At 64.3% G+C, this 19,054-nt stretch carries 20 protein-coding genes and 1 tRNA gene; 4 read left to right on the top strand and 17 right to left on the bottom strand.

The genetic code is table 11. The annotated features are described in order from the left end of the window. Positions 1 to 59: 59 nt before the first annotated feature. From HWX22_RS13130 to HWX22_RS13070, 13 genes are all read right to left on the bottom strand, one after another. On the bottom strand, positions 60 to 473 hold the full coding sequence (locus HWX22_RS13130) for a MerR family transcriptional regulator (protein WP_175915780.1): 414 nt from the start codon (positions 471 to 473) through the stop codon (positions 60 to 62). Positions 474 to 534: 61 nt separating this feature from the next. Further along, entirely contained in the window at positions 535 to 921 is a 387-nt protein-coding gene (locus HWX22_RS13125; RefSeq protein WP_006486093.1) for an integration host factor subunit alpha, read from the bottom strand. A 72-nt stretch (positions 922 to 993) separates the two neighbouring features. Continuing rightward, positions 994 to 3,423 carry a phenylalanine--tRNA ligase subunit beta gene (gene pheT, locus HWX22_RS13120; protein WP_175915779.1) on the bottom strand — a complete coding sequence of 810 codons (2,430 nt, stop codon included), beginning with the start codon at positions 3,421 to 3,423 and terminating at the stop codon, positions 994 to 996. 95 nt (positions 3,424 to 3,518) lie between these two features. Beyond that, complete coding sequence (pheS, locus tag HWX22_RS13115; protein ID WP_014897235.1) at positions 3,519 to 4,532, bottom strand: phenylalanine--tRNA ligase subunit alpha; 1,014 nt, start codon at positions 4,530 to 4,532, stop codon at positions 3,519 to 3,521. Between the two features lie 148 nt (positions 4,533 to 4,680). Further along, positions 4,681 to 5,040 (bottom strand): 50S ribosomal protein L20, encoded by a 360-nt coding sequence (rplT, locus tag HWX22_RS13110; RefSeq protein WP_004192938.1) that lies wholly within the window; start codon positions 5,038 to 5,040, stop codon positions 4,681 to 4,683. Between the two features lie 30 nt (positions 5,041 to 5,070). After that, positions 5,071 to 5,268: a 50S ribosomal protein L35 gene (gene rpmI, locus HWX22_RS13105; RefSeq protein WP_004191477.1), complete on the bottom strand. Its 198-nt coding sequence runs from the start codon at positions 5,266 to 5,268 to the stop codon at positions 5,071 to 5,073. 190 nt (positions 5,269 to 5,458) lie between these two features. Beyond that, positions 5,459 to 5,983: a translation initiation factor IF-3 gene (gene infC / locus HWX22_RS13100; protein ID WP_071734130.1), complete on the bottom strand. Its 525-nt coding sequence runs from the start codon at positions 5,981 to 5,983 to the stop codon at positions 5,459 to 5,461. Between the two features lie 49 nt (positions 5,984 to 6,032). Then, positions 6,033 to 7,940, bottom strand: coding sequence for a threonine--tRNA ligase (gene thrS / locus HWX22_RS13095; protein WP_059691822.1), 1,908 nt, complete (start codon positions 7,938 to 7,940; stop codon positions 6,033 to 6,035). 271 nt (positions 7,941 to 8,211) lie between these two features. Further along, positions 8,212 to 8,288: transfer RNA gene (locus tag HWX22_RS13090), tRNA-Val, on the bottom strand. 97 nt (positions 8,289 to 8,385) lie between these two features. Then, positions 8,386 to 10,620 carry a bifunctional (p)ppGpp synthetase/guanosine-3',5'-bis(diphosphate) 3'-pyrophosphohydrolase gene (locus HWX22_RS13085; protein WP_059818046.1) on the bottom strand — a complete coding sequence of 745 codons (2,235 nt, stop codon included), beginning with the start codon at positions 10,618 to 10,620 and terminating at the stop codon, positions 8,386 to 8,388. Between the two features lie 39 nt (positions 10,621 to 10,659). Next, the gene (locus tag HWX22_RS13080) at positions 10,660 to 11,013 is read right to left on the bottom strand and encodes a RidA family protein (protein WP_014897238.1); all 354 of its coding nucleotides are present in this window, start codon (positions 11,011 to 11,013) and stop codon (positions 10,660 to 10,662) included. 80 nt (positions 11,014 to 11,093) lie between these two features. Next, positions 11,094 to 11,990 carry an alpha/beta hydrolase gene (locus HWX22_RS13075; RefSeq protein ID WP_059818044.1) on the bottom strand — a complete coding sequence of 299 codons (897 nt, stop codon included), beginning with the start codon at positions 11,988 to 11,990 and terminating at the stop codon, positions 11,094 to 11,096. Between the two features lie 131 nt (positions 11,991 to 12,121). After that, the gene (locus tag HWX22_RS13070) at positions 12,122 to 13,027 is read right to left on the bottom strand and encodes a LysR family transcriptional regulator (RefSeq protein ID WP_175915778.1); all 906 of its coding nucleotides are present in this window, start codon (positions 13,025 to 13,027) and stop codon (positions 12,122 to 12,124) included. 138 nt (positions 13,028 to 13,165) lie between these two features. Here HWX22_RS13070 and HWX22_RS13065 point away from each other — a divergent pair, with 138 nt between their 5' ends. From HWX22_RS13065 to HWX22_RS13055, 3 genes are read left to right on the top strand one after another with little or no spacing between them, the layout of a single operon-like run. Next, positions 13,166 to 13,723, top strand: a complete 558-nt coding sequence (locus tag HWX22_RS13065) for an ester cyclase (RefSeq protein ID WP_175915777.1) — start codon at positions 13,166 to 13,168, stop codon at positions 13,721 to 13,723. A gap of 11 nt (positions 13,724 to 13,734) precedes the next feature. Then, positions 13,735 to 14,745 carry a polysaccharide deacetylase family protein gene (locus HWX22_RS13060; RefSeq protein ID WP_175915776.1) on the top strand — a complete coding sequence of 337 codons (1,011 nt, stop codon included), beginning with the start codon at positions 13,735 to 13,737 and terminating at the stop codon, positions 14,743 to 14,745. A gap of 38 nt (positions 14,746 to 14,783) precedes the next feature. After that, entirely contained in the window at positions 14,784 to 15,497 is a 714-nt protein-coding gene (locus tag HWX22_RS13055) for an SDR family oxidoreductase (RefSeq protein ID WP_175915775.1), read from the top strand. A 78-nt stretch (positions 15,498 to 15,575) separates the two neighbouring features. Here HWX22_RS13055 and HWX22_RS13050 read toward each other — a convergent pair whose 3' ends face one another. Then, positions 15,576 to 16,217 carry a CoA transferase subunit B gene (locus tag HWX22_RS13050; protein WP_059533109.1) on the bottom strand — a complete coding sequence of 214 codons (642 nt, stop codon included), beginning with the start codon at positions 16,215 to 16,217 and terminating at the stop codon, positions 15,576 to 15,578. 1 nt (position 16,218) lies between these two features. Next, positions 16,219 to 16,923, bottom strand: coding sequence for a CoA transferase subunit A (locus HWX22_RS13045; RefSeq protein WP_059533110.1), 705 nt, complete (start codon positions 16,921 to 16,923; stop codon positions 16,219 to 16,221). A 223-nt stretch (positions 16,924 to 17,146) separates the two neighbouring features. Here HWX22_RS13045 and HWX22_RS13040 point away from each other — a divergent pair, with 223 nt between their 5' ends. Beyond that, complete coding sequence (locus HWX22_RS13040) at positions 17,147 to 17,692, top strand: LuxR C-terminal-related transcriptional regulator (protein ID WP_059447349.1); 546 nt, start codon at positions 17,147 to 17,149, stop codon at positions 17,690 to 17,692. Positions 17,693 to 17,802: 110 nt separating this feature from the next. Here the strand turns inward: HWX22_RS13040 and HWX22_RS13035 are convergent, their stop codons facing one another. Both HWX22_RS13035 and HWX22_RS13030 read right to left on the bottom strand, forming a co-directional pair. Then, entirely contained in the window at positions 17,803 to 18,234 is a 432-nt protein-coding gene (locus tag HWX22_RS13035) for a thioesterase family protein (protein ID WP_059533112.1), read from the bottom strand. A 32-nt stretch (positions 18,235 to 18,266) separates the two neighbouring features. Continuing rightward, a complete protein-coding gene (locus HWX22_RS13030) occupies positions 18,267 to 19,043 on the bottom strand; it encodes an SDR family oxidoreductase (protein ID WP_059533114.1) in 777 nt (258 codons plus the stop codon). Positions 19,044 to 19,054 lie beyond the last annotated feature (11 nt).

Raw genomic sequence — 19,054 nt, 5'->3', positions numbered from 1 at the left:
ATGAAAAAAGCCCGGTGGCGCTTCGCCAACCGGGCTTCGTGTCGATCCGAGCGTCGCGCTCAGTCGTGCTTCAGTCCGTCGATCACGTCGAGGAGCGCCTGCCGCAGCGCGATCACGTCGACGGTTGCCCCCGGCTTGCCCGATGCACGCGCATCGGCGGCCGGCACGTCGGGCTCGACCGGGGCGCCTGCAGCACGCTCGCCGGCCGGTGAATCGAGCCGGTTGCGCGCCCCGTTGATCGTGAACCCCTGTTCGTACAGCAACTCGCGAATCCGCCGGATCAGCAGCACTTCGTGATGCTGGTAGTACCGGCGATTGCCACGTCGCTTCACCGGTCGCAACTGCGTGAATTCCTGCTCCCAGTAACGCAGTACGTGCGGCTTGACCCCGCACAGCTCACTGACTTCACCGATCGTGAAGTAGCGCTTCGCGGGAATCGGAGGCAAGACGACTTTCTCAACCGTAGTGGTCATCGTCGGTTAACCGTCGGTAAAGGGTGCGCGGCGGCCGCGCGGAGACGTCAGCGCGCGGGCGTTACTCCGCGCCGTTTTCGACCAGCGCCTTCAGCTTCTGGCTCGCGTGGAAGGTTACCACCCGGCGAGCCGCGATCGGAATCGCCTCGCCCGTCTTCGGATTGCGGCCCGGACGCTGCGGCTTGTCGCGCAACTGGAAGTTGCCGAACCCCGACAGCTTGACGCTTTCACCGTTCTCGAGCGCGTCGCGGATCACTTCGAAAAACGCCTCGACCATGTCCTTCGCTTCACGCTTGTTCAGCCCGACGCTGTCGAACAGCAGCTCCGCCAGTTCCGCTTTCGTCAGCGTCGGCGTCTCGGTGGACGCCGGCGCCGAAGCGTCGCGGTTCATGGCACTGCGTTGCGCCGTCAGGAGGGCTTCGAATTCACTCGAGGTCATGTCGTTCATATCTGCCATACAGCGCGTTAAACCAAAACTCACGATGGGGAAGCGCCGCCCTCAAACGGACGGCCCCTCTCCTTAGCCGCGCAGGCGGGCACCAGCACGAGCCATCCGCTCGACCAGCGTCTGGATCGCCTGATCGACGACCTCGTCCTGTAGCGTGCCAGCCGCGTCCTGCAGCGTCACGCGGAAGGCAAGGCTCTTCTCGTGCGCGGCGAGACCACCGGAAGTATTTGATTTTGCACGAAATTCGTCGAAGAGTACAACCTTCTGAACGAATCGGCAGGCGTCTTCGGCCAGCGCCTTCTTCATTTCGTCGAAAAGCGCCTGAACCTCGACCGCCTGATCGACCACGACCGCGATATCGCGCCGCACCGGCGGGAATTTCGACACGTCGGTCGGGGCCGGCAGCGCACGTGCGATCAGCGCATCCGCGTCGATTTCGAACATCACCGGCGCGTGCGGCAGCTCGTACTTCTGCATCAGGCGCGGATGGAGCTCGCCGATCCAGCCGACCGCGCGGCCATCGACCTCGATGCGCGCGCTGCGCCCCGGATGGAGGGCCGGATGCTCGGCCTTCACGAAGCGCGCGGCGGCCGGCGCGAGCAGCGCCTCGAGATCGCCCTTCACGTCGAAGAAATCGACTGCGCGGGTCGCGACGCCCCACTGCTCGTCGACCGCCGGGCCGTATGCGAGCGCGCCGACACGCTTCGGCTGCGTATAGCCTTCGACGGTCAGTTCTCCGGCCTTCACCGACGGATCGGCGAGGAACACGCGGCCCGTCTCGAACACGCGAACGCGATCCGCGCGGCGGTTCAGGTTGTGGCGCAGTACCGAGATCAGGCTGCCGAACAGCGTCGTACGCATCACCGACAGCTGGCTCGCGATCGGGTTCAGCAGGCGGATCGGGTTGTCGTTGCCGGCGAAGTCGTGCTCCCACTCCGCATCGACGAAGCTGAAGTTGACCGTTTCGGCGTAGTCGCGCGCCGCGAGCGCGTGGCGGATATCGTGGATCGAACGCCGCGTCTCGTTGGTCGCGCGCATCTCGCTGGTCGCGACCGGCGGGCGCGCCGGAATCTTCTCGAAGCCATAAATGCGCGCCACTTCCTCGATCAGGTCTTCCTCGATCTCGATGTCGAAGCGATGCGACGGCGGCGTGACCAGGAATGCGTCGTCGTCACGCTCGAATGGCAGGCGCAGGCGCGTGAAGATGTTGGCGATCTCGTCGGCGTCGATCTTCACGCCGATGATGCGGTTCGCGCGCGACACGCGCATCTTCACCGGCGCGCGCTGCGGCAGGTTCACTACCTGGTCGTCGACCGGGCCGGCCTTGCCGCCGCAGATCTCGAGAATCAGCTGCGTGATGCGCTCGACGTGTTCGACGGTCGTCGCATAATCGACGCCGCGCTCGAAGCGATGGGCCGCATCGGTCGAGAAGTTGTACTTGCGCGCGCGGCCACGGATGCTGTCCGGCCACCAGAACGCGGCCTCCAGGTAAATGTTGGTCGTGTCGAGGGTGACGGCCGTGCTGTCGCCGCCCATGATGCCCGCGAGGCTTTCGACCTGACGGTCGTCCGCAATCACGCCGACCGTTTCGTCGAGCTCGACCGTGTTGCCGTTCAGCAGCTTCAGCGACTCGCCGCGCTTGCCCCAGCGCACCTCGATACCGCCGTGGATCTTGTCCAAATCGAACACGTGCGACGGGCGGCCGAGCTCGAACATCACGTAGTTCGAGATGTCGACGAGCGCCGACACGCTGCGCTGGCCCGAACGCTCGAGGCGCTCGACCATCCATTGCGGGGTCTTCGCATGTGCGTTCACGCCGCGGATCACGCGACCCGAGAAGCGGCCGCACAGATCGGGGGCGGCGATGCGCACGGGCAGCGTTTCGTCGAGCTCGACGCGCACCGGACGGATGTCGACCGGCGTCAGCGGCGCGCCGGTGATCGCGGCCGTCTCGCGCGAGATGCCGAACACCGACAGGCAGTCGGCCTTGTTCGGCGTCAGCTTGATTTCGAAGATCGTGTCGTCGAGATTGAGCGTATCGCGGATGTCCTGGCCGACCGGCGTGTCTTCCGGCAGGATCAGCAGGCCGCTGTGGTCCTCGGACAGCTTCAGCTCACGCGCCGAGCACAGCATCCCCTGGCTCTCCACGCCGCGCAGCTTCGACAGCTTGATCGCGAACGGCTTGCCGCCCTCTTCCGCCGGCGGCAATTCCGCGCCGACTAGCGCGACCGGCACCTTGATGCCGGGCGCCACGTTCGGTGCGCCGCACACGATATTCAGCGTCGCGCCGGTGCCGGCGTCGACCTGGCAGACATTGAGCTTGTCCGCATCCGGATGCTTGACGACTTCGAGCACGCGGCCGACGACGATCTTCGACGTCGGCGGCGCAGCCTTGCTCAGCGATTCGACTTCGAGCCCCGCCATCGTCAGCGCGTGCGACAGTTCGTCGGTCGTCAGCTGCGGGTCGACAAAGGTTCTCAACCAGGATTCAGGGAATTGCATGGATGTCTACGTTCGAAACAGGTTAGATCGGCGCCCGGCCCCCGTCGGAAACGTCCGGCGGGCATGCGCGGGCACGTGTCGGCGCGGCGCGTGCGTTATGCGAACTGGCGCAGGAAACGCAGGTCGTTCTCGAAGAACAGCCGGAGATCCTGCACGCCGTAGCGCAGCATCGTCAGGCGCTCGAGGCCGCTGCCGAACGCAAAGCCGATGTAGCGCTCGGGATCGAGGCCCATGTTGCGGATCACGGTCGGATGCACCTGCCCCGAGCCCGAGATCTCGAGCCATTTGCCGGCGTTCTTGCCGTGCTCGAACATCATGTCGATCTCGGCCGACGGTTCCGTGAACGGGAAATACGACGGACGGAAGCGCACGAGGATGTCGTCGCGCTCGAAGAATTTCTTCAGGAAGTCGGTATAGACGCCCTTGAGGTCGGCGAAGCTGATGTTTTCGTCGATCCACAGCCCCTCGACCTGATTGAACATCGGCGAGTGGGTCGCATCGCTGTCGACGCGATACGTACGGCCCGGTGCGATCACCTTGATCGGCGGGCGGTTCATGCGCGCGTAACGCACCTGCATCGGGCTCGTGTGCGTGCGCAGCAGCAGCTGGCGGCCGTCGGCGTCCTTGCCTTCGACGTAGAAGGTGTCCTGCATCGAACGCGCCGGATGGTTCTCCGGGCTGTTCAACGACGTGAAGTTGTACCAGTCGGTCTCGATTTCGGGACCGTCGGCTACGTCGAAGCCGATCGAGCGGAAAATCTGTTCGACGCGCTCCCACGTGCGCATCACGGGGTGCAGGCTGCCTGCACCGGCGCCGCGACCCGGCAGCGTGACGTCGATCGCCTCGGCGGCAAGGCGCTGGTTCAGCAGCGCATCGGCGAGCGCCTGGCGGCGTGCGGTCAGCGCGGCTTCCACCTGCTGCTTCACGACGTTGATGCGTGCGCCTTCGGTCTTACGTGCTTCGGGATCGAGCTTGCCGAGGCCCTTGAGCAACTCGGTCAGCGCACCCGACTTGCCGAGAAATCGTGCTTTCTCGTTTTCGAGCGTGGTGATGTCGGCAGCCTGTTCAAAGGACTGCTGCGCGTCGGCGACAATCTGGTCCAGATCCATAGATCCCATCATTTCCAACGTCATTCGGTCTTGGCGAGCGAAACTGCCCGCCAAACAAAAAAGGGGCTCGGAAGAGCCCCGTTTTCGCTGCAGCGGCCGAAACTACCGGAACATCGCTGCAACTAACCACGCAGTGCTAATTTCGCAATTAGGCTGCAACGGCGGCTTTCACCTGCTTGACGATCGCAGCAAAAGCAGCCTTGTCGAACACCGCCATGTCGGCCAGGACCTTACGGTCGAGTTCGATCGACGCCTTCTTCAGGCCGTTGATGAACACGCTGTAGGTCATGTCGTGCTGGCGAACTGCCGCGTTGATACGCGTGATCCACAGTGCGCGGAACACACGCTTCTTGTTGCGGCGATCGCGGTACGCGTACTGACCAGCGCGCATCACCGCCTGCTTGGCGATGCGGTAGACGTTATTGCGACGGCCGCGATAACCCTTGGCCAGGTTGATGATCTTCTTGTGGCGGGCCCGTGCGGTTACCCCACGTTTGACTCGAGGCATGTTTCTCTCCTTGGAGTATCAGTTGAGGGGTTACGCGAACGGCAGCATTGCGCGGACGGAGTTCAGATCGGAATCATGAACTGCCGTTGCGCCGCGCAGGTGACGCTTGTTCTTCGTGGTTTTCTTGGTCAGGATGTGACGCTTGAAGGCTTGACCGCGCTTGACGGTACCGCCCGGACGCACCACGAAGCGCTTTGCAGCACTCTTCTTGGTCTTCATCTTAGGCATGACGAACAACTCCAGTTTATTTGATGGCGATGGGTGTGCGGTTGGCTTGCGCCCTTGACCCGCCCTTCGAAACCCAGTCCACTTGTGTACGGCGAACCACTTGCGCAGCCGCCGTCATTGTTGGCGCGCCGCCCTGACCGGGCAACGCACCGAACCACTTTCGAACCTGCGCGGCATGCGCGCGGGCCCGTTACTTCTTTTTCTTCGGCGAGAGCACCATGATCATCTGGCGCCCTTCCATCTTCGGCATCTGCTCGACCTGGCCGACTTCCTCGAGATCCGTGCGCAGACGCTCAAGCATCCGCATGCCGATCTCCTGGTGAGCCATTTCACGGCCGCGGAAACGCAACGTGATCTTCGTCTTGTCGCCCTCTTCGAGGAAGCGCACGAGATTGCGAAGCTTGACGTTGTAGTCACCGTCATCGGTACCCGGGCGGAATTTGACTTCCTTCACCTGGATGACCTTCTGCTTCAGCTTGGCTTCGTGCTGCTTCTTGGACTCCTGATACTTGAACTTGCCGTAGTCCATCAGACGGCAGACCGGCGGAACCGCTTGCGGCGCGATTTCCACCAGATCAACATCCAGCTCTTCCGATTTACGGAAAGCATCAGCGAGTTTTACGATACCGAGCGGTTCGTTCTCGATCCCGACCAGACGCACTTCCGGCGCAGTGATTTCACCGTTGATGCGATGCGACGACTTATCAGTAGCGATGTTACGTTTCCTCTAAAAATTAAAAAAACGAGCCGCGCTGCCAGGGCGGTTACTTGAACGAGCGCAGGTCTTCCTGCAGACGCTCAACGAAGGCTTCGATCGGCATAACGCCAAGATCGACGCCGCCACGGGCACGCACGGCTACCGTTTGCGCATCACGCTCCTTATCGCCCACGACGAGGAGATAAGGCACCTTTTCCAGCGTGTGCTCGCGTATTTTATAGCTAATCTTCTCATTGCGCAAATCGGCCGCCACTCTAACCCCTTGTTTTTGCAACGTTTGGGCCAGAGATTGTGCGTATTCCGCCTGACTTTCGGCGATATTGAGCACAATTGCCTGGAACGGCGCGAGCCAGACCGGCATTGCACCAGCGTGGTGCTCGATCAGAATGCCGAGGAATCGCTCCATCGAACCGACGATCGCACGGTGCAGCATCACGGGCCGGCGGCGGCTGTTGTCTTCCGCGACGTACTCGGCACCGAGGCGTTCCGGCAGCATCATGTCGAGCTGCAGCGTGCCGCATTGCCACGAACGGCCGAGCGCATCCTTGATGTGGTACTCGATCTTCGGTCCATAGAACGCACCTTCGCCCGGCAGCTCTTCCCACGACAGGCCGCAGGCCGTCAGCGCTTCGCGCAGCCCCTGCTCGGCACGGTCCCACGTTTCGTCGGAACCCATGCGCTGCTCGGGACGCAGCGACAGCTTGATGTCGATGTGCTCGAAGCCGAAATCGCCGTACACGCTCATCGCGAGCTTGTTGAACGCGATCGACTCCGCAATGATCTGATCTTCCGTACAGAAGATGTGCGCATCGTCCTGCACGAAGCCGCGCACGCGCATCAGGCCATGCAGCGCGCCCGATGCCTCGTTGCGATGGCACGAACCGAATTCCGCGTAGCGCAGCGGCAGGTCGCGGTACGAGCGCAGGCCGTGCTTGAACACCTGAACGTGCCCCGGACAGTTCATCGGCTTGATCGCGTAGTCGCGCTTCTCCGACTCCGTCGTGAACATGTTCTCGCGGTAGTTCTGCCAGTGGCCCGACGCCTCCCACAGCGAACGGTCCATGATCATCGGGGTCTTGATCTCCTGGTAGCCGGCTTCATTCACGCGGCGGCGCATGTACTGCTCGACCTGCTGCCACAACGCCCAGCCCTTCGGATGCCAGAACACCATGCCCGGCGATTCTTCCTGCATGTGGAACAGGTCGAGCTGCTTGCCGAGCTTGCGGTGGTCGCGCTTTTCCGCTTCCTCGAGCATGTGCAGGTACTGATCCTGATCTTCCTTCTTCGTCCAGGCCGTACCGTAGATGCGCTGCAACTGCTCGTTCTTCGAGTCGCCGCGCCAGTACGCGCCCGCGACCTTCATCAGCTTGAAGACCTTCAGCTTGCCGGTCGACGGCACGTGCGGGCCGCGGCAGAGGTCCGTGAAGCCGCCGTGCGAGTACAGTTTGATTTCGTCGCTTTGCGGAATCGATTCGATGATTTCGGCCTTGTACTTCTCGCCGAGGCTGCGGAAATAGCCAGCCGCCTCGTCGCGCGACACGACGCGGCGCGTCACCGGCTCGTCCTTCTTCGCGAGTTCCTGCATGCGCTTTTCGATCTTTTCCAGATCTTCGGGCGTAAACGGGCGGTTATACGAGAAGTCGTAGTAGAAGCCGTTGTCGATCACCGGACCGATCGTCACCTGCGCATCCGGATACAGATCCTTCACCGCGTAGGCAAGCAAGTGCGCGGTCGAGTGACGGATGATGTCGAGACCGTCGGCATCCTTGTCCGTGACGATTGCGAGCGACGCATCGCGATCGATGACCGTGGACGTATCGACCAGCTCGCCGTCGAGCTTGCCACCAAGCGCAGCCTTCGCAAGGCCGGGACCGATCGAGGCCGCAACCTCGGCAACTGTCACCGGATGCTCGTATTGTCGAACTGAGCCGTCAGGCAAGCGTATCGAAACCATAGCAATCTCCGTGATGCCGACAGTGGGCGGCAGACCAAGCACGCGATATCAAAGTCACGCGCGAAAATTTCGCGACAAAAAAAATGCGGCCCCGCTTTCGAGGGGCCGCATTCGATACTTCACTCAAACTGAAAGGGCGAAAGGGTTCCTCGACTAGCGTCGCTCCGAAAAGGTTTCGGTCAACGTTCGCGGTGTCATAACCGTATTCGCCTTGTTCGCGTTGAGTTATTTACTGCATCGAACACCCGGAAACCGGGCATTCTCAATTCGTTGGTAGGCTCGATTGGACTCGAACCAACGACCCCCACCATGTCAAGGTGGTGCTCTAACCAGCTGAGCTACGAGCCTAGAGAAGCTAAAATTATATGGGGCTATCGTTCACTTGGCAAGCGTTTTTATGCGGTCGCAGCAAAATGATCGCGCTCCAACCCCATTTATAGGGACGTCACGTCTTGCGCCCCGCCCGCACGACACCCGGCACCTCGCCGAGCAGCGTGCACGCGCGCTGCACCTGCGCGGAATTCGACACCTCGACCGTGAACTGCATGAATGCCGCATTCCGGCGACTCTGCGTCTTCACGCCCACCACGTTCATCTTCTCGCGTGCGAACACTTCGGAGATGTCGCGCAGCAAGCCTTGCCGGTCGCTCGCCTCGATCATCAGATCGACCGGATAGACGGACACGCCACGGCCGCCCAGCACGTCGGCCGACCAGGTCGTCTGCAACACGCGCTCCGGCGCCCGTTCGGCCATGCGCCGGAACGTCGGGCAGTCGCTGCGGTGAATCGACATCCCCTTGCCGCGCGTCACGAAGCCGCTGATCGGGTCCGGCGGCGCCGGACGGCAGCAGCGCGCAAGCTGGGTCAGCAGCGCATCGACGCCGACCACCAGCACGCCGGTCGACGCGCCATGCGCGACACTCGCCCCACTGCTGCGTTTCTCGAAATCGGCGGGCGCCTCGGGTGCATGCTCGGGCGGCGGCGCATCGGACAGCGCATGCTCGACGTTGCGCAGGCTGAATTCTTCCTTGCCGACGACCGAGAACAGCTCCTCGGGCGACTTGAAGCCGAGCTTCGCGGCGAGGTTGTCGAGATTGACCGACGTCTTGCCCTCGCGCTGCAGCGTCTTTTCGACGAGCGCGCGACCATGCGCGATGTTCTCTTCCTGCTCGATCGAGTTGAACCACGCACGCACCTTCTGCCGCGCACGCGGACTCTTCAGGTAGCCGAGCTGCAGGTTCAGCCAGTCGCGCGACGGCCCACCCTCCTTCACCGCGACGATCTCGACCGTCTGGCCGTTCGCGAGCGCCGTGTTCAGCGGCACCATCACACCGTCGACGCGCGCGCCGCGGCAGCGATGGCCGAGCTCGCTGTGCAGGTGGTACGCGAAATCGACCGGCGTCGCGCCCTGCGGCAACGCAATCACCCGCGCCTGCGGCGTCAGCACGTAAATGTGGTCGTCGTCGAGCGACGTCTCGCGCAGTTGGGCCCACGCCTGGTCGCCGGATACTTCCGTGCCGTCCTCAACGTCGTCCTTCCACGCGAGCAGCTGGCGCAGCCACGCGATCTTCTCGTCGTACTTGTCGCTCGCCGAGAACTGGCCGCCATAGCCGCGCGCGCCGGCCTCCTTGTAGCGCCAGTGCGCGGCGACACCGTACTCCGCGAAACGGTGCATTTCCTGCGTGCGGATCTGCACTTCGAACGCGCGGCCGTCGTCACCGATCACGACCGTATGCAGCGACTTGTAGCCGTTCGGCTTCGGACGCGAGATGTAATCGTCGAATTCCTTCGGCACCGGCTGCCACAGGTGATGCACGATGCCGAGCACCGCGTAGCAATCCTTGATGTCCGGCACGATCACGCGGAACGCGCGCACATCGTACAGCTCGGAGAAATCGAGCTCCTTGCCGCGCATCTTGCGCCAGATGCTGTAGATGTGCTTCGGCCGCCCGCTCACGTCGGCCGGGATGTGCGCTTCCGCCAGCTCGTGCTGCAGCCGCTCGATCGCCTGCGCGACGTACGCCTCGCGTTCGATGCGCTTTTCATCGAGCAGCTTGGCGATGCGCTTGTACGTGACCGGATCCTCGAAGCGGAACGCGAGGTCCTCGAGCTCCCACTTCAGTTGCCAGATACCGAGACGGTTCGCGAGCGGCGCATAGATCTCGAGCGTCTCGCGCGCGACGTCGGGCGGCGGATCGATCTTCGCCGCCGCGTAGTAGCGCAGCGACTGCAACCGCGACGCCAGCCGGATCAGCACCACGCGGATGTCCTGCGCGAACGCAAGCAGCATCTTGCGCAACGCCTCGATCTGCGTGCGCCGCTCTTGGGCGGCGTCGCGCCCGGCGTCCGGCATTGCGTTCTGCGCGGCGCGCAGGCTCACGGTGCCGAGCCGCAGCAGCTTGCGCACGTCGGATACGAGCCGCGCGACCTCTTCGCCGAATCGTTCGGTCAGCTCCCGCTCGGGATCGCTCAGGTGCGGCGTCAGCACGAACAGCGCGGCCGCCTGCATCGCGTGCGGATCGACGTTCAGCGTGCGCATGATCGACGCCGTGCCCGCCGAGTGATCGGCCAGCAGCTCGCCCGACGACAGGCGTGCGTCACCGGCACGCTCGCGCACGAACGCGAGCACGTCGTCGAACGACGGTGCTGCGACTGAAGAAGCGGAAACGGACTCGGTCATCGCACGGCCTGGCGCATTGCTGTCATCGGAACGCTTCGCTCAGCTCCGTTGCGCGGCGACGACGACGATCTCGACGAGCAGCGCCGGATCCGCGAGCTTCGCCTCGACGGTCGCGCGCGGCGGCGTATTGCCCTGCGCGACCCACGCGTCCCACTCCGCGTTCATGCCCTCGAAGTTCGCGAGATCCGAAATGTAGATCTGCACCGACAGCAGATGTGCCTTGTCGCTGTTCGCTTCGGCGAGCAGGCGGTCGATGTGGCCGAGCACTTCGCGCGTCTGGCCCTTGATGTCCTGGGTGGTGTCTTCGGCGATCTGGCCGGCCAGATACACGGTACCGTTGTGGATCGCGGTTTCGGAGAGACGCGCTCCGACGTGGTGACGAATGACTGCCATGGAATGTTCCGGTCGTATGAGTGGGTGAGAATCGGCGACGACGCGGCCCGCGTGCCGCCGAACCGCATATTATGACGCGTTTATGCGTCGCTTTCGACGAAAAACCGGCGGGCAAGCGCAATCTGGTCATCGCCGATGAACGCTGGCGCATGGCCCGCGCCCTGGATCTCGGCCTGCGTCACGTGCCGGCCGCGACGCACCATCTCCGCCAACGTGTCGCGCGACAGCAGGTCGGAACGCTCGCCGCGCACGACGAGCAGCGACGCGTCGGTGGTCTCGATCGCGCGCCACAGCGCGGCCTCGCCGAGCGCAGCCAGCTCGGGCGTCGTCGCCTTGAACGGCTCGGCGATGCGCGGATCGTAGCGCATCGTCCACCCCCCGTCGGGCAGCTCGCGCAGCAACGGCCCGTTGATCTCGCGCCATTCGTCGTCGGTCAACGCGCCAAACGGCAGCGATAGCGACGTCAGATAGTCGATGCCCTCCTGTTCGGTCGCGAAACGCGGCTGCACGCCGAGGTATTCGCCGATGCGCGTCAGCGAATCGGGCTCGATGCGCGGGCCGACGTCGTTGACGATCATCCGGCGCAGCGGCGAACCGGGAAGCCCCGCGAGCGCCATGCCGATCAGGCCGCCCATCGACGTGCCGAACCAGTCGACCGACTCGACGTCGAGCCGCGCGATCAGCGTGACCATGTCGGCCACATATTGTGGAATCGCATAAAGTCGCGGATCGGCGAGCCAGTCGGAGCGTCCGCGCCCGACGACGTCGGGGCAGACGACGCGATACGTATCGGACAACGCGGCGGCAAGCCGGTCGAAGTCGCGCCCCGAACGGGTCAGGCCGTGCACGCAGACCAGCACGCGAGGATTGGCGGGGTCGCCCCATTCGGTATAGGCGACGTGGTGAAGGCCGGCGGCGCTCGCACACTGCACACGTCGCTGACGGGGAACCGGAGGATTCGCTGAGGTTGTTGGCATCGTTGGCATCCTGTCGAACGGGGGCGGTGCGGCGGGCAACACTCGCGCCGCCCGATGCGAACGATTGTAAACCGCTTCGCAACGACGGGCCGTGACGCGGCCGCGGTCATCCGACGCATCTTCCCGACCGCTCACGCACTGCGGCGCCACGTCTCGCGCAACTGGTCGCGCAGGAAATCGACGAACGCCCGCACGCGCAGCGGCACGTGACGGCCGCCGGGATAGACGGCATGGAGCGGTGCCGCAGGCGCCGCGAATGTCGGCAACACACGCACGAGCCGGCCGGCCTCGAGATCGGCACCGACGTCCCAGATCGACTTCAGCGCAATGCCCGCGCCCTCCAATGCCAACGTACGAGCCGCACCGCCGTCGTTCGTCAGCAGCGCGGCCGTCACTTCGACCGTCACTGCGCCCTGTGCACCGTCGAACCGCCACTCCGTACGAGGCTGGTCGCCCATCACGATGCATCGATGTGCACGAAGTTCGGCCGGATGAGCCGGCAGCCCGTGCACGGCGAGATAGCTCGACGACGCGCAAAGCACGCGATGATTCGGCGCCAGTTCGCGCGCGATCATCGTCGAATCGGCAAGGCTGCCGATCCGCACGGCAACGTCGATGTCCTGCGCGAGCAGATCGACGATTGTGTCGGTCAGCATCAGTTGCACGATCAGCTCCGGATGTTGCCGCTGAAACGCCGCGACGAGCGGCGCGATCCGCAGCCGGCCGAGCTCGCCGGGCGCCGTCAGGCGCAGCACGCCGCTGACCGTGCCGCGACGGTCGCTCATCAGCGTTTCGGCGCGATCGACCTCGGCCAGGATGCGCAGCACCTGCGCATGGAACTGCGCCCCGTCGTCGGTCAGCGTCTGCTGCCGCGTCGTCCGGTGCAGCAGACGCACGCCCAGTTGCGACTCGAGATGCGCGAGCCGCTTGCTGACGACGGACAGCGACAAGTCAAGCTCGCGCGCCGCTGCGGACAGGCTGCCGGCCGACACGATTCTCGCGAACGTATCGAGCGCCGGGAGATCGTCGATCAGCATCGCGGCACCTGCCCTGCGTCGACCTTTCCTTTTTTCGAATAATCCATTCGCCTTTTCCCCGTATTTCAGCTCGAAACGGAAACCTACCATACCTGTACCGCGTCGCCCCACGACGCCATCCAGAGGACACCCGAAACCATGCCGATCCCCTTTCCTTCGATCGCACGCCCGATCAGCCGCGTCATCGCTGCAGCGGCCTGCGTCGTTGCGCTGTCGCCTGCGGTATCCCGCGCCGCCGACCTTCTCGATGCGCACAGCCTGACGGTCGCGGCCGACGTGCCGGCTACGCAGGCACGTGCGCAAATCCTCGCCGCGCGTCGCTACGGCACCTTCTGGAATACCGGTGATGCCGCCCTCGCCCGCGCCGCACTCGCGGCCGATTTCGTCGACCGAACGTTGCCGGCCGGTCGTGAGCAAGGTGTAGCGGGACCACTCGCGGCGTCCAGCACGATGCGTACGGCCATCCCGGACCTGCACTGCGACATCGAACAGATGATCGTGGCGGGCGACCGTGTCGTCGTGCACCTGCACTTTCGCGGACATTTCACCGGCACGTTCAATGGAACGACCGGAAACGGACAGGCGATCGACTTCATCGCGACCGATATCTACCGGATCGACCATGGCCGGATAGCGGAAAACTGGCACATCGAGGACAACCTGACGCTGATGCGTCAGCTCGGGCTCGTCGGCTGACGGAGGAAACGATGACTCACCGCAATCACGGTTCGACAACGCATCCGGCTCGCCGCACGTTTCTTGCACAAGCGGGCGCCGGGCTGGCAGCCGGCATCGCGATGGCCGCGGGCGCCTCCGGGTCGGCAACGGCCGCCCCGACACCGGGCCCGGCATCGGCAGGTACCGGCGGGTTCTGGCAGGACGACACGCGCCTCGTCATCTCGATCTCGATGCAGTTCGAGGCCGGCGGACAACCGCCGAAGGGCGCGGATAGCCCGTTCCCGTCCGTCGAATTCCCGTCATCGGTGCCGGTCGATCTGGCGTCGGCCACGTGGTTCGCATATGGCTACCGCGAAGGCATTCCGCGCCTTCTCGACCTGTGGGACCGGCATGGCGTGAAAGTCACGTCGCACATGATCGGAGAGGCCGCGCGCCGGCATCCCGAACTGGCACGCGAGATCGTGTCGCGCGGCCACGAAGCGGCCGCGCACGGCCCGACCTGGCGATCGCAGTTCGCGATGAATCGCGACGACGAGCGCCGCTTCCTCACCGAAGCCCGCGACATGGTCGAAGCAGTGACGGGCAGGCGCCCGATCGGCTACAACTGCAACTGGCTGCGGCGCGGACCGAACACGCTGCCGCTGCTGCAGGAACTCGGCTACCTGTATCACATCGACGACGTCAGCCGCGACGAGCCCTTCATCGAAACCGTCGACGGTCGCGATTTCGCGGTCGTTCCGTACACGTTGCGCAACAACGACATCCTGCTGATCGAAGGCCGCAACTATTCGCCGACGATGTTCCTCGATCAGATCAAGCTCGATTTCGACCAGTTGTACGCGGAAGCCGGACAGCGGCGGCGATTGATGTCGATCAGCGCGCACGACCGGATCAGCGGCACGCCGCAGATGGTCCGTGCGTGGGACGCATTCCTGCACTACGCTCGATCGCATCCGGGCGTTGCCTTCATGCGCAAGGACGACATTGCCCGCTTTGCCCTGCACAGCCCGTCGACGTTGCGCGAAGCCGAAACGATCTGACCGGATTGCGCTCACCTCATCACCTCGGAAGGACCACCATGAACGATTCACTCCACGGAAAGAAGATACTCGTCGTCGGCGGCAGTTCCGGCATCGGTGCCGCCGCCGCGAAAGCATTCGCACAACATGGCGCTGTCGTGACGATTGCATCGCGCGACCCGGCCCGGTTCAATGCAGATGTCGCGCCGGGCGCGCAAGTCCGCGCCGAAGTGCTCGACATCACCGATACGGCGGCCGTCGATGCGTTCTGCGCGCGCGCCGGCCAGTTCGACCACGTCGTGATTTCGGCCGCGAAGACGGCGACGGGCCCGGTCCGCGCGCTGCCGCTTGCCGACGCGCAAGCCGCGATGGACAGCAAATTCTGGGGCGCATACCGCGTCGCACGCTCGATCGATATCGCGCCCGGCGGCTCGCTGACGTTCGTGTCGGGTTACCTCAGCGTACGGCCGAACGCATCGTCGGTCCTGCAGGGCGCGATCAACGCGGCGCTCGAGGCGCTCGCCCGTGGCCTTGCACTCGAGCTGGCACCCGTTCGAGTGAATGCCGTGTCACCCGGCCTGATCGCGACGCCATTGTGGGACAAGCTCGCGCCCGATGCGCGCGACGCGATGTACGCGGGCGCCGCGCAGCGCCTTCCGGCACGCCGCGTGGGCCAGCCGGAGGACGTCGCGAATGCGATCGTGTATCTGGCGACAACGCCTTATGCGACCGGCTCGACGGTGCTGATCGACGGCGGTGGTGCAATCGCGTAGCGTATGCGGCCATGACAAAACGCCCCGCGTTCCATCGCGGAACGCGGGGCGTCGAGAGTCGCGCCGGTAAACCAGCGCTTACGCGACCGCGCTCACATCGAGCGGCGCGCCCGTCTTCGTCTGGATCTCTTCCACGCTCACGCCGTCGGCGAGCTCGAGCACCTTCAGGCCATTCGGCGTCACTTCGATCACACCGAGATCGGTGATGATCAGGTCGACCACGCCGACGCCCGTCAGCGGCAGATTGCATTCGTCGAGGATCTTGTGCTGGTCGCCCTTCGCGACGTGCTCCATCAGCACGACGACGCGCTTCACACCCGCGACGAGGTCCATCGCGCCGCCCATCCCCTTGATCATCTTGCCCGGGATCATCCAGTTCGCGAGGTCGCCCGTCTTGCTGACCTGCATTGCGCCGAGGATCGCGAGGTTGATGTGGCCGCCGCGGATCATCGCGAACGAATCCGCCGACGAGAAGATCGACGAACCCGGCAGCGTCGTGACGGTCTGCTTGCCGGCGTTGATCAGGTCGGCGTCGACTTCGTCCTCGGTCGGCGACGGGCCGATGCCGAGCAGGCCGTTTTCCGACTGCAGCCACACCTCGACGCCCGCCGGCACGTGGTTCGCGACGAGCGTCGGCAGACCGATGCCCAGGTTCACATAGAAGCCGTCCTGCAGTTCCTTCGCCGCGCGCGCGGCCATCTGGTCACGATTCCAGGCCATGTCAGTCTCCTTTCGCGCGTACGACGCGTTGTTCGATGCGTTTTTCGGGCGTCGCGTTCAACACGATGCGCTGCACGAAGATCCCCGGCGTATGGATCTGATCCGGATCGAGCGTGCCGTTCTCGACGATCTCCTCGACTTCCGCCACGGTGATCTTGCCCGCCATCGCGCACATCGGGTTGAAGTTGCGCGCGGTGCGGCGATAGATCAGGTTGCCGGATTTGTCGGCCTTCCACGCCTTCACAAGCGCGACGTCGGCCGTCAGCGACGGCTCGAGCACGTAATGACGATCGCCGAATTGGCGCGTTTCCTTGCCTTCCGCGATCACGGTGCCGTAGCCGGTGTTCGTGAAAAACGCGGGGATGCCGGCGCCGCCCGCGCGCAGCTTCTCGGCGAGCGTGCCCTGCGGCGTGAATTCGAGCTCGAGTTCGCCGGCCAGGTACTGGCGCTCGAACTCCTTGTTCTCGCCGACGTACGACGAGATCATCTTCTTGATCTGGCGCGTTTCCAGCAGCAGGCCGAGACCGAAGCCGTCGACGCCCGCGTTGTTGCTGATGCAGGTGATGCCCTTGACGGCGGAGTCGCGCAGCGCCGCGATCAGCGCCTCGGGAATCCCGCACAGGCCGAAGCCGCCCACCGCGAAGGTCTGTCCGTCGCGGACGATCCCTTCCAGCGCGGCAGCCGCGCTTGGATAGACTTTGTTCATCTGTATGTCCCTTCCTCTATGGAAACCAGCAAAACCGGTTCACGCGCCCACTGGGCCGCAAGCCCGCCGCATCATTCTATGCATGCACGGCGATACCTGCGTCGAAGCGCGCTGTTTTTATATCGCGACAAGGCGCCGCGAGATGCCTGAAAGGGTACGATGCGGCGCGGATGCGGCACAATACGCAAAAATACATAAGCGTTTGCCTCCGCTTGCCTGCGCCATGCCCGCTCTCGATTACCAGACTGCCTTTCACCTCGCGCCGCTCGGCCTCGTGATGTCGCGCGACCGCGTGATCGAGGACTGCAACGACGCGCTCGCGTCGATCTTCCGCTGTGCGCGGGCCGACCTGATCGGAAAGTCGTACGAAGTGCTCTATCCGTCGCCGGACGAATTCCAGCGCATCGGCGAGCGCATCTCGCGCGTGATGATCGCGAACGGCACCTACGCCGATGACAGAATCATGAAACGAGCCGACGGCGAGCTGTTCTGGTGCCACGTGACGGGCCGCGCGCTCGACCGCACCGCACCGCTCGCAGCCGGCGTCTGGACGTTCGAGGACCTGAGCGCGACGCGCCGCGTCGCCGTCGAGCTGACGCCGCGCGAGCGCGAGATCGCCGCGCAGCTCGCGACCGGCAAGACCAGCAAGCAGATCGGGCGCGTGCTCGACATCAGTTCGCGCACGGTCGACATCTATCGGGCGCGGCTGATGCGCAAGTACGGCACCAACAATACGCCGGAACTGCTGCAGCGCCTGCTCGGCCAGTAAAAGCCCCCCCCGGAATGGCAATCGGCCGCGTGAAGCGGCCGATTCCGGAGATTTTCAACGGGAAATGGCGACACACCGGCGCCCGAGCGCCGGCTTCGGTGCCGCCGCGCTCAGCCGACCTTCGCCGCGAGCGCGCGCTCGATCGTGTCGCGCAGCAGTTGCGGCAGCGGCACCGACTTGCCGAGCGCATAGTCGACCCATACGCAGCGCGCGTTGCCGCGCGCATAGACGTGCTCCGGATCGTCCGCGCGCGTCAGCTCGAAACCAGTGTCGAAGCTGCTGCGGCCGGGCTTCGCGGCCGACATCCTCGCGATCACGTCGCCCGGATAGTGAAGTTGCTTCAGGAACTCCATCGACGCCGTGACGATCACGGGCCCCTGCCCCTCACCGTTGCCGCCCGCGATGCCGAGTTGCTCGAACCACGAGATCCGGGCCTGTTCCATGTAGCGGAAATAGACCGTGTTGTTCACGTGGCCGAATGCATCCATGTCGCCCCAGCGGATCGGCATCGACATTTCAAATACGGGGGAATATTCGCTCATTGCAGTCTTCTTTGTTGCTGAATGTCATCCACTCAGGCGAGGCCGAAGCCGTCGTCGGCGGAGATAATCGAGCCGTTGATGAACTGCGACTCGTCGGCCGCGAGCAGCAACAACAGCCCGTCGAGATCCTGCGGCTTGCCGACGCGCCGGCGCGGCAGCATCGACTGCAGCTTCTGGCCCTGCTCGGTTTCCCACAGGTAATGATTGATTTCGGTATCGATATAGCCCGGACAGATCGCGTTGACGTTGATTCCGTGGCGGCCCCATTCGAGCGCCATCGCACGCGTCATCTGCACGACCGCCGACTTGCTCATCGCATACAGCCCGATCTGCGGAAACACGCGCAGCCCGGCCACCGAAGCGATGTTGATGATCCGGTAAGGCGGCTTGCCGTTGCCGTTCCCGCGCATGATCATCCGCTTCGCGACTTCCTGCGCGACGAAAAACGCGCCGCGCGTGTTGGTGTCGAACACGAACTCGAAATCGGCCGGCGTCACGTCGACGAGCTTCTGCATCGTCGAGACGCCCGAATTGTTCACCAGGATGTCGATCGTGCCGGCTTCCGTTTCCGCGTGCGCGATGGCCGCCTTGATGCTCTGCACGTCGGTGACGTCGAGCGACACGACGTGCGCGGCACCGCCCGCCGCCTCGATTTCCGCGCGCAATTCCTTCAAGCGCTCGACGCGGCGGCTCGCGAGCACGACCTTCGCGCCGGCCTGCGACAGCACCTGTGCGAAGCGTTGCCCGAGGCCGCTCGATGCGCCCGTGACCAGCGCGACCTTGCCTTCCAGATTGATCGATCGACCCATTGCACATCCCC

It is taken from the genome of Burkholderia sp. BCC1638, assembly GCF_902833195.1.
In the GTDB taxonomy this organism is placed as follows: domain Bacteria; phylum Pseudomonadota; class Gammaproteobacteria; order Burkholderiales; family Burkholderiaceae; genus Burkholderia; species Burkholderia diffusa.
The sequence above is the reverse complement of the archived record's forward strand: the minus strand, read 5'-3'. Positions and strand labels throughout refer to the sequence as shown.

Coding starts and splice junctions, on each gene's coding strand:
- HWX22_RS13130 (WP_175915780.1), bottom strand. CDS start 473: ATGACCACTACGGTTGAGAAAGTCGTCTTGCCTCCGATTCCCGCGAAG.
- HWX22_RS13125 (WP_006486093.1), bottom strand. CDS start 921: ATGAACGACATGACCTCGAGTGAATTCGAAGCCCTCCTGACGGCGCAA.
- pheT (WP_175915779.1), bottom strand. CDS start 3,423: ATGCAATTCCCTGAATCCTGGTTGAGAACCTTTGTCGACCCGCAGCTG.
- pheS (WP_014897235.1), bottom strand. CDS start 4,532: ATGGATCTGGACCAGATTGTCGCCGACGCGCAGCAGTCCTTTGAACAG.
- rplT (WP_004192938.1), bottom strand. CDS start 5,040: ATGCCTCGAGTCAAACGTGGGGTAACCGCACGGGCCCGCCACAAGAAG.
- rpmI (WP_004191477.1), bottom strand. CDS start 5,268: ATGCCTAAGATGAAGACCAAGAAGAGTGCTGCAAAGCGCTTCGTGGTG.
- thrS (WP_059691822.1), bottom strand. CDS start 7,940: ATGGTTTCGATACGCTTGCCTGACGGCTCAGTTCGACAATACGAGCAT.
- HWX22_RS13085 (WP_059818046.1), bottom strand. CDS start 10,620: ATGACCGAGTCCGTTTCCGCTTCTTCAGTCGCAGCACCGTCGTTCGAC.
- HWX22_RS13080 (WP_014897238.1), bottom strand. CDS start 11,013: ATGGCAGTCATTCGTCACCACGTCGGAGCGCGTCTCTCCGAAACCGCG.
- HWX22_RS13075 (WP_059818044.1), bottom strand. CDS start 11,990: ATGCCAACAACCTCAGCGAATCCTCCGGTTCCCCGTCAGCGACGTGTG.
- HWX22_RS13070 (WP_175915778.1), bottom strand. CDS start 13,027: ATGCTGATCGACGATCTCCCGGCGCTCGATACGTTCGCGAGAATCGTG.
- HWX22_RS13065 (WP_175915777.1), top strand. CDS start 13,166: ATGCCGATCCCCTTTCCTTCGATCGCACGCCCGATCAGCCGCGTCATC.
- HWX22_RS13060 (WP_175915776.1), top strand. CDS start 13,735: ATGACTCACCGCAATCACGGTTCGACAACGCATCCGGCTCGCCGCACG.
- HWX22_RS13055 (WP_175915775.1), top strand. CDS start 14,784: ATGAACGATTCACTCCACGGAAAGAAGATACTCGTCGTCGGCGGCAGT.
- HWX22_RS13050 (WP_059533109.1), bottom strand. CDS start 16,217: ATGGCCTGGAATCGTGACCAGATGGCCGCGCGCGCGGCGAAGGAACTG.
- HWX22_RS13045 (WP_059533110.1), bottom strand. CDS start 16,923: ATGAACAAAGTCTATCCAAGCGCGGCTGCCGCGCTGGAAGGGATCGTC.
- HWX22_RS13040 (WP_059447349.1), top strand. CDS start 17,147: ATGCCCGCTCTCGATTACCAGACTGCCTTTCACCTCGCGCCGCTCGGC.
- HWX22_RS13035 (WP_059533112.1), bottom strand. CDS start 18,234: ATGAGCGAATATTCCCCCGTATTTGAAATGTCGATGCCGATCCGCTGG.
- HWX22_RS13030 (WP_059533114.1), bottom strand. CDS start 19,043: ATGGGTCGATCGATCAATCTGGAAGGCAAGGTCGCGCTGGTCACGGGC.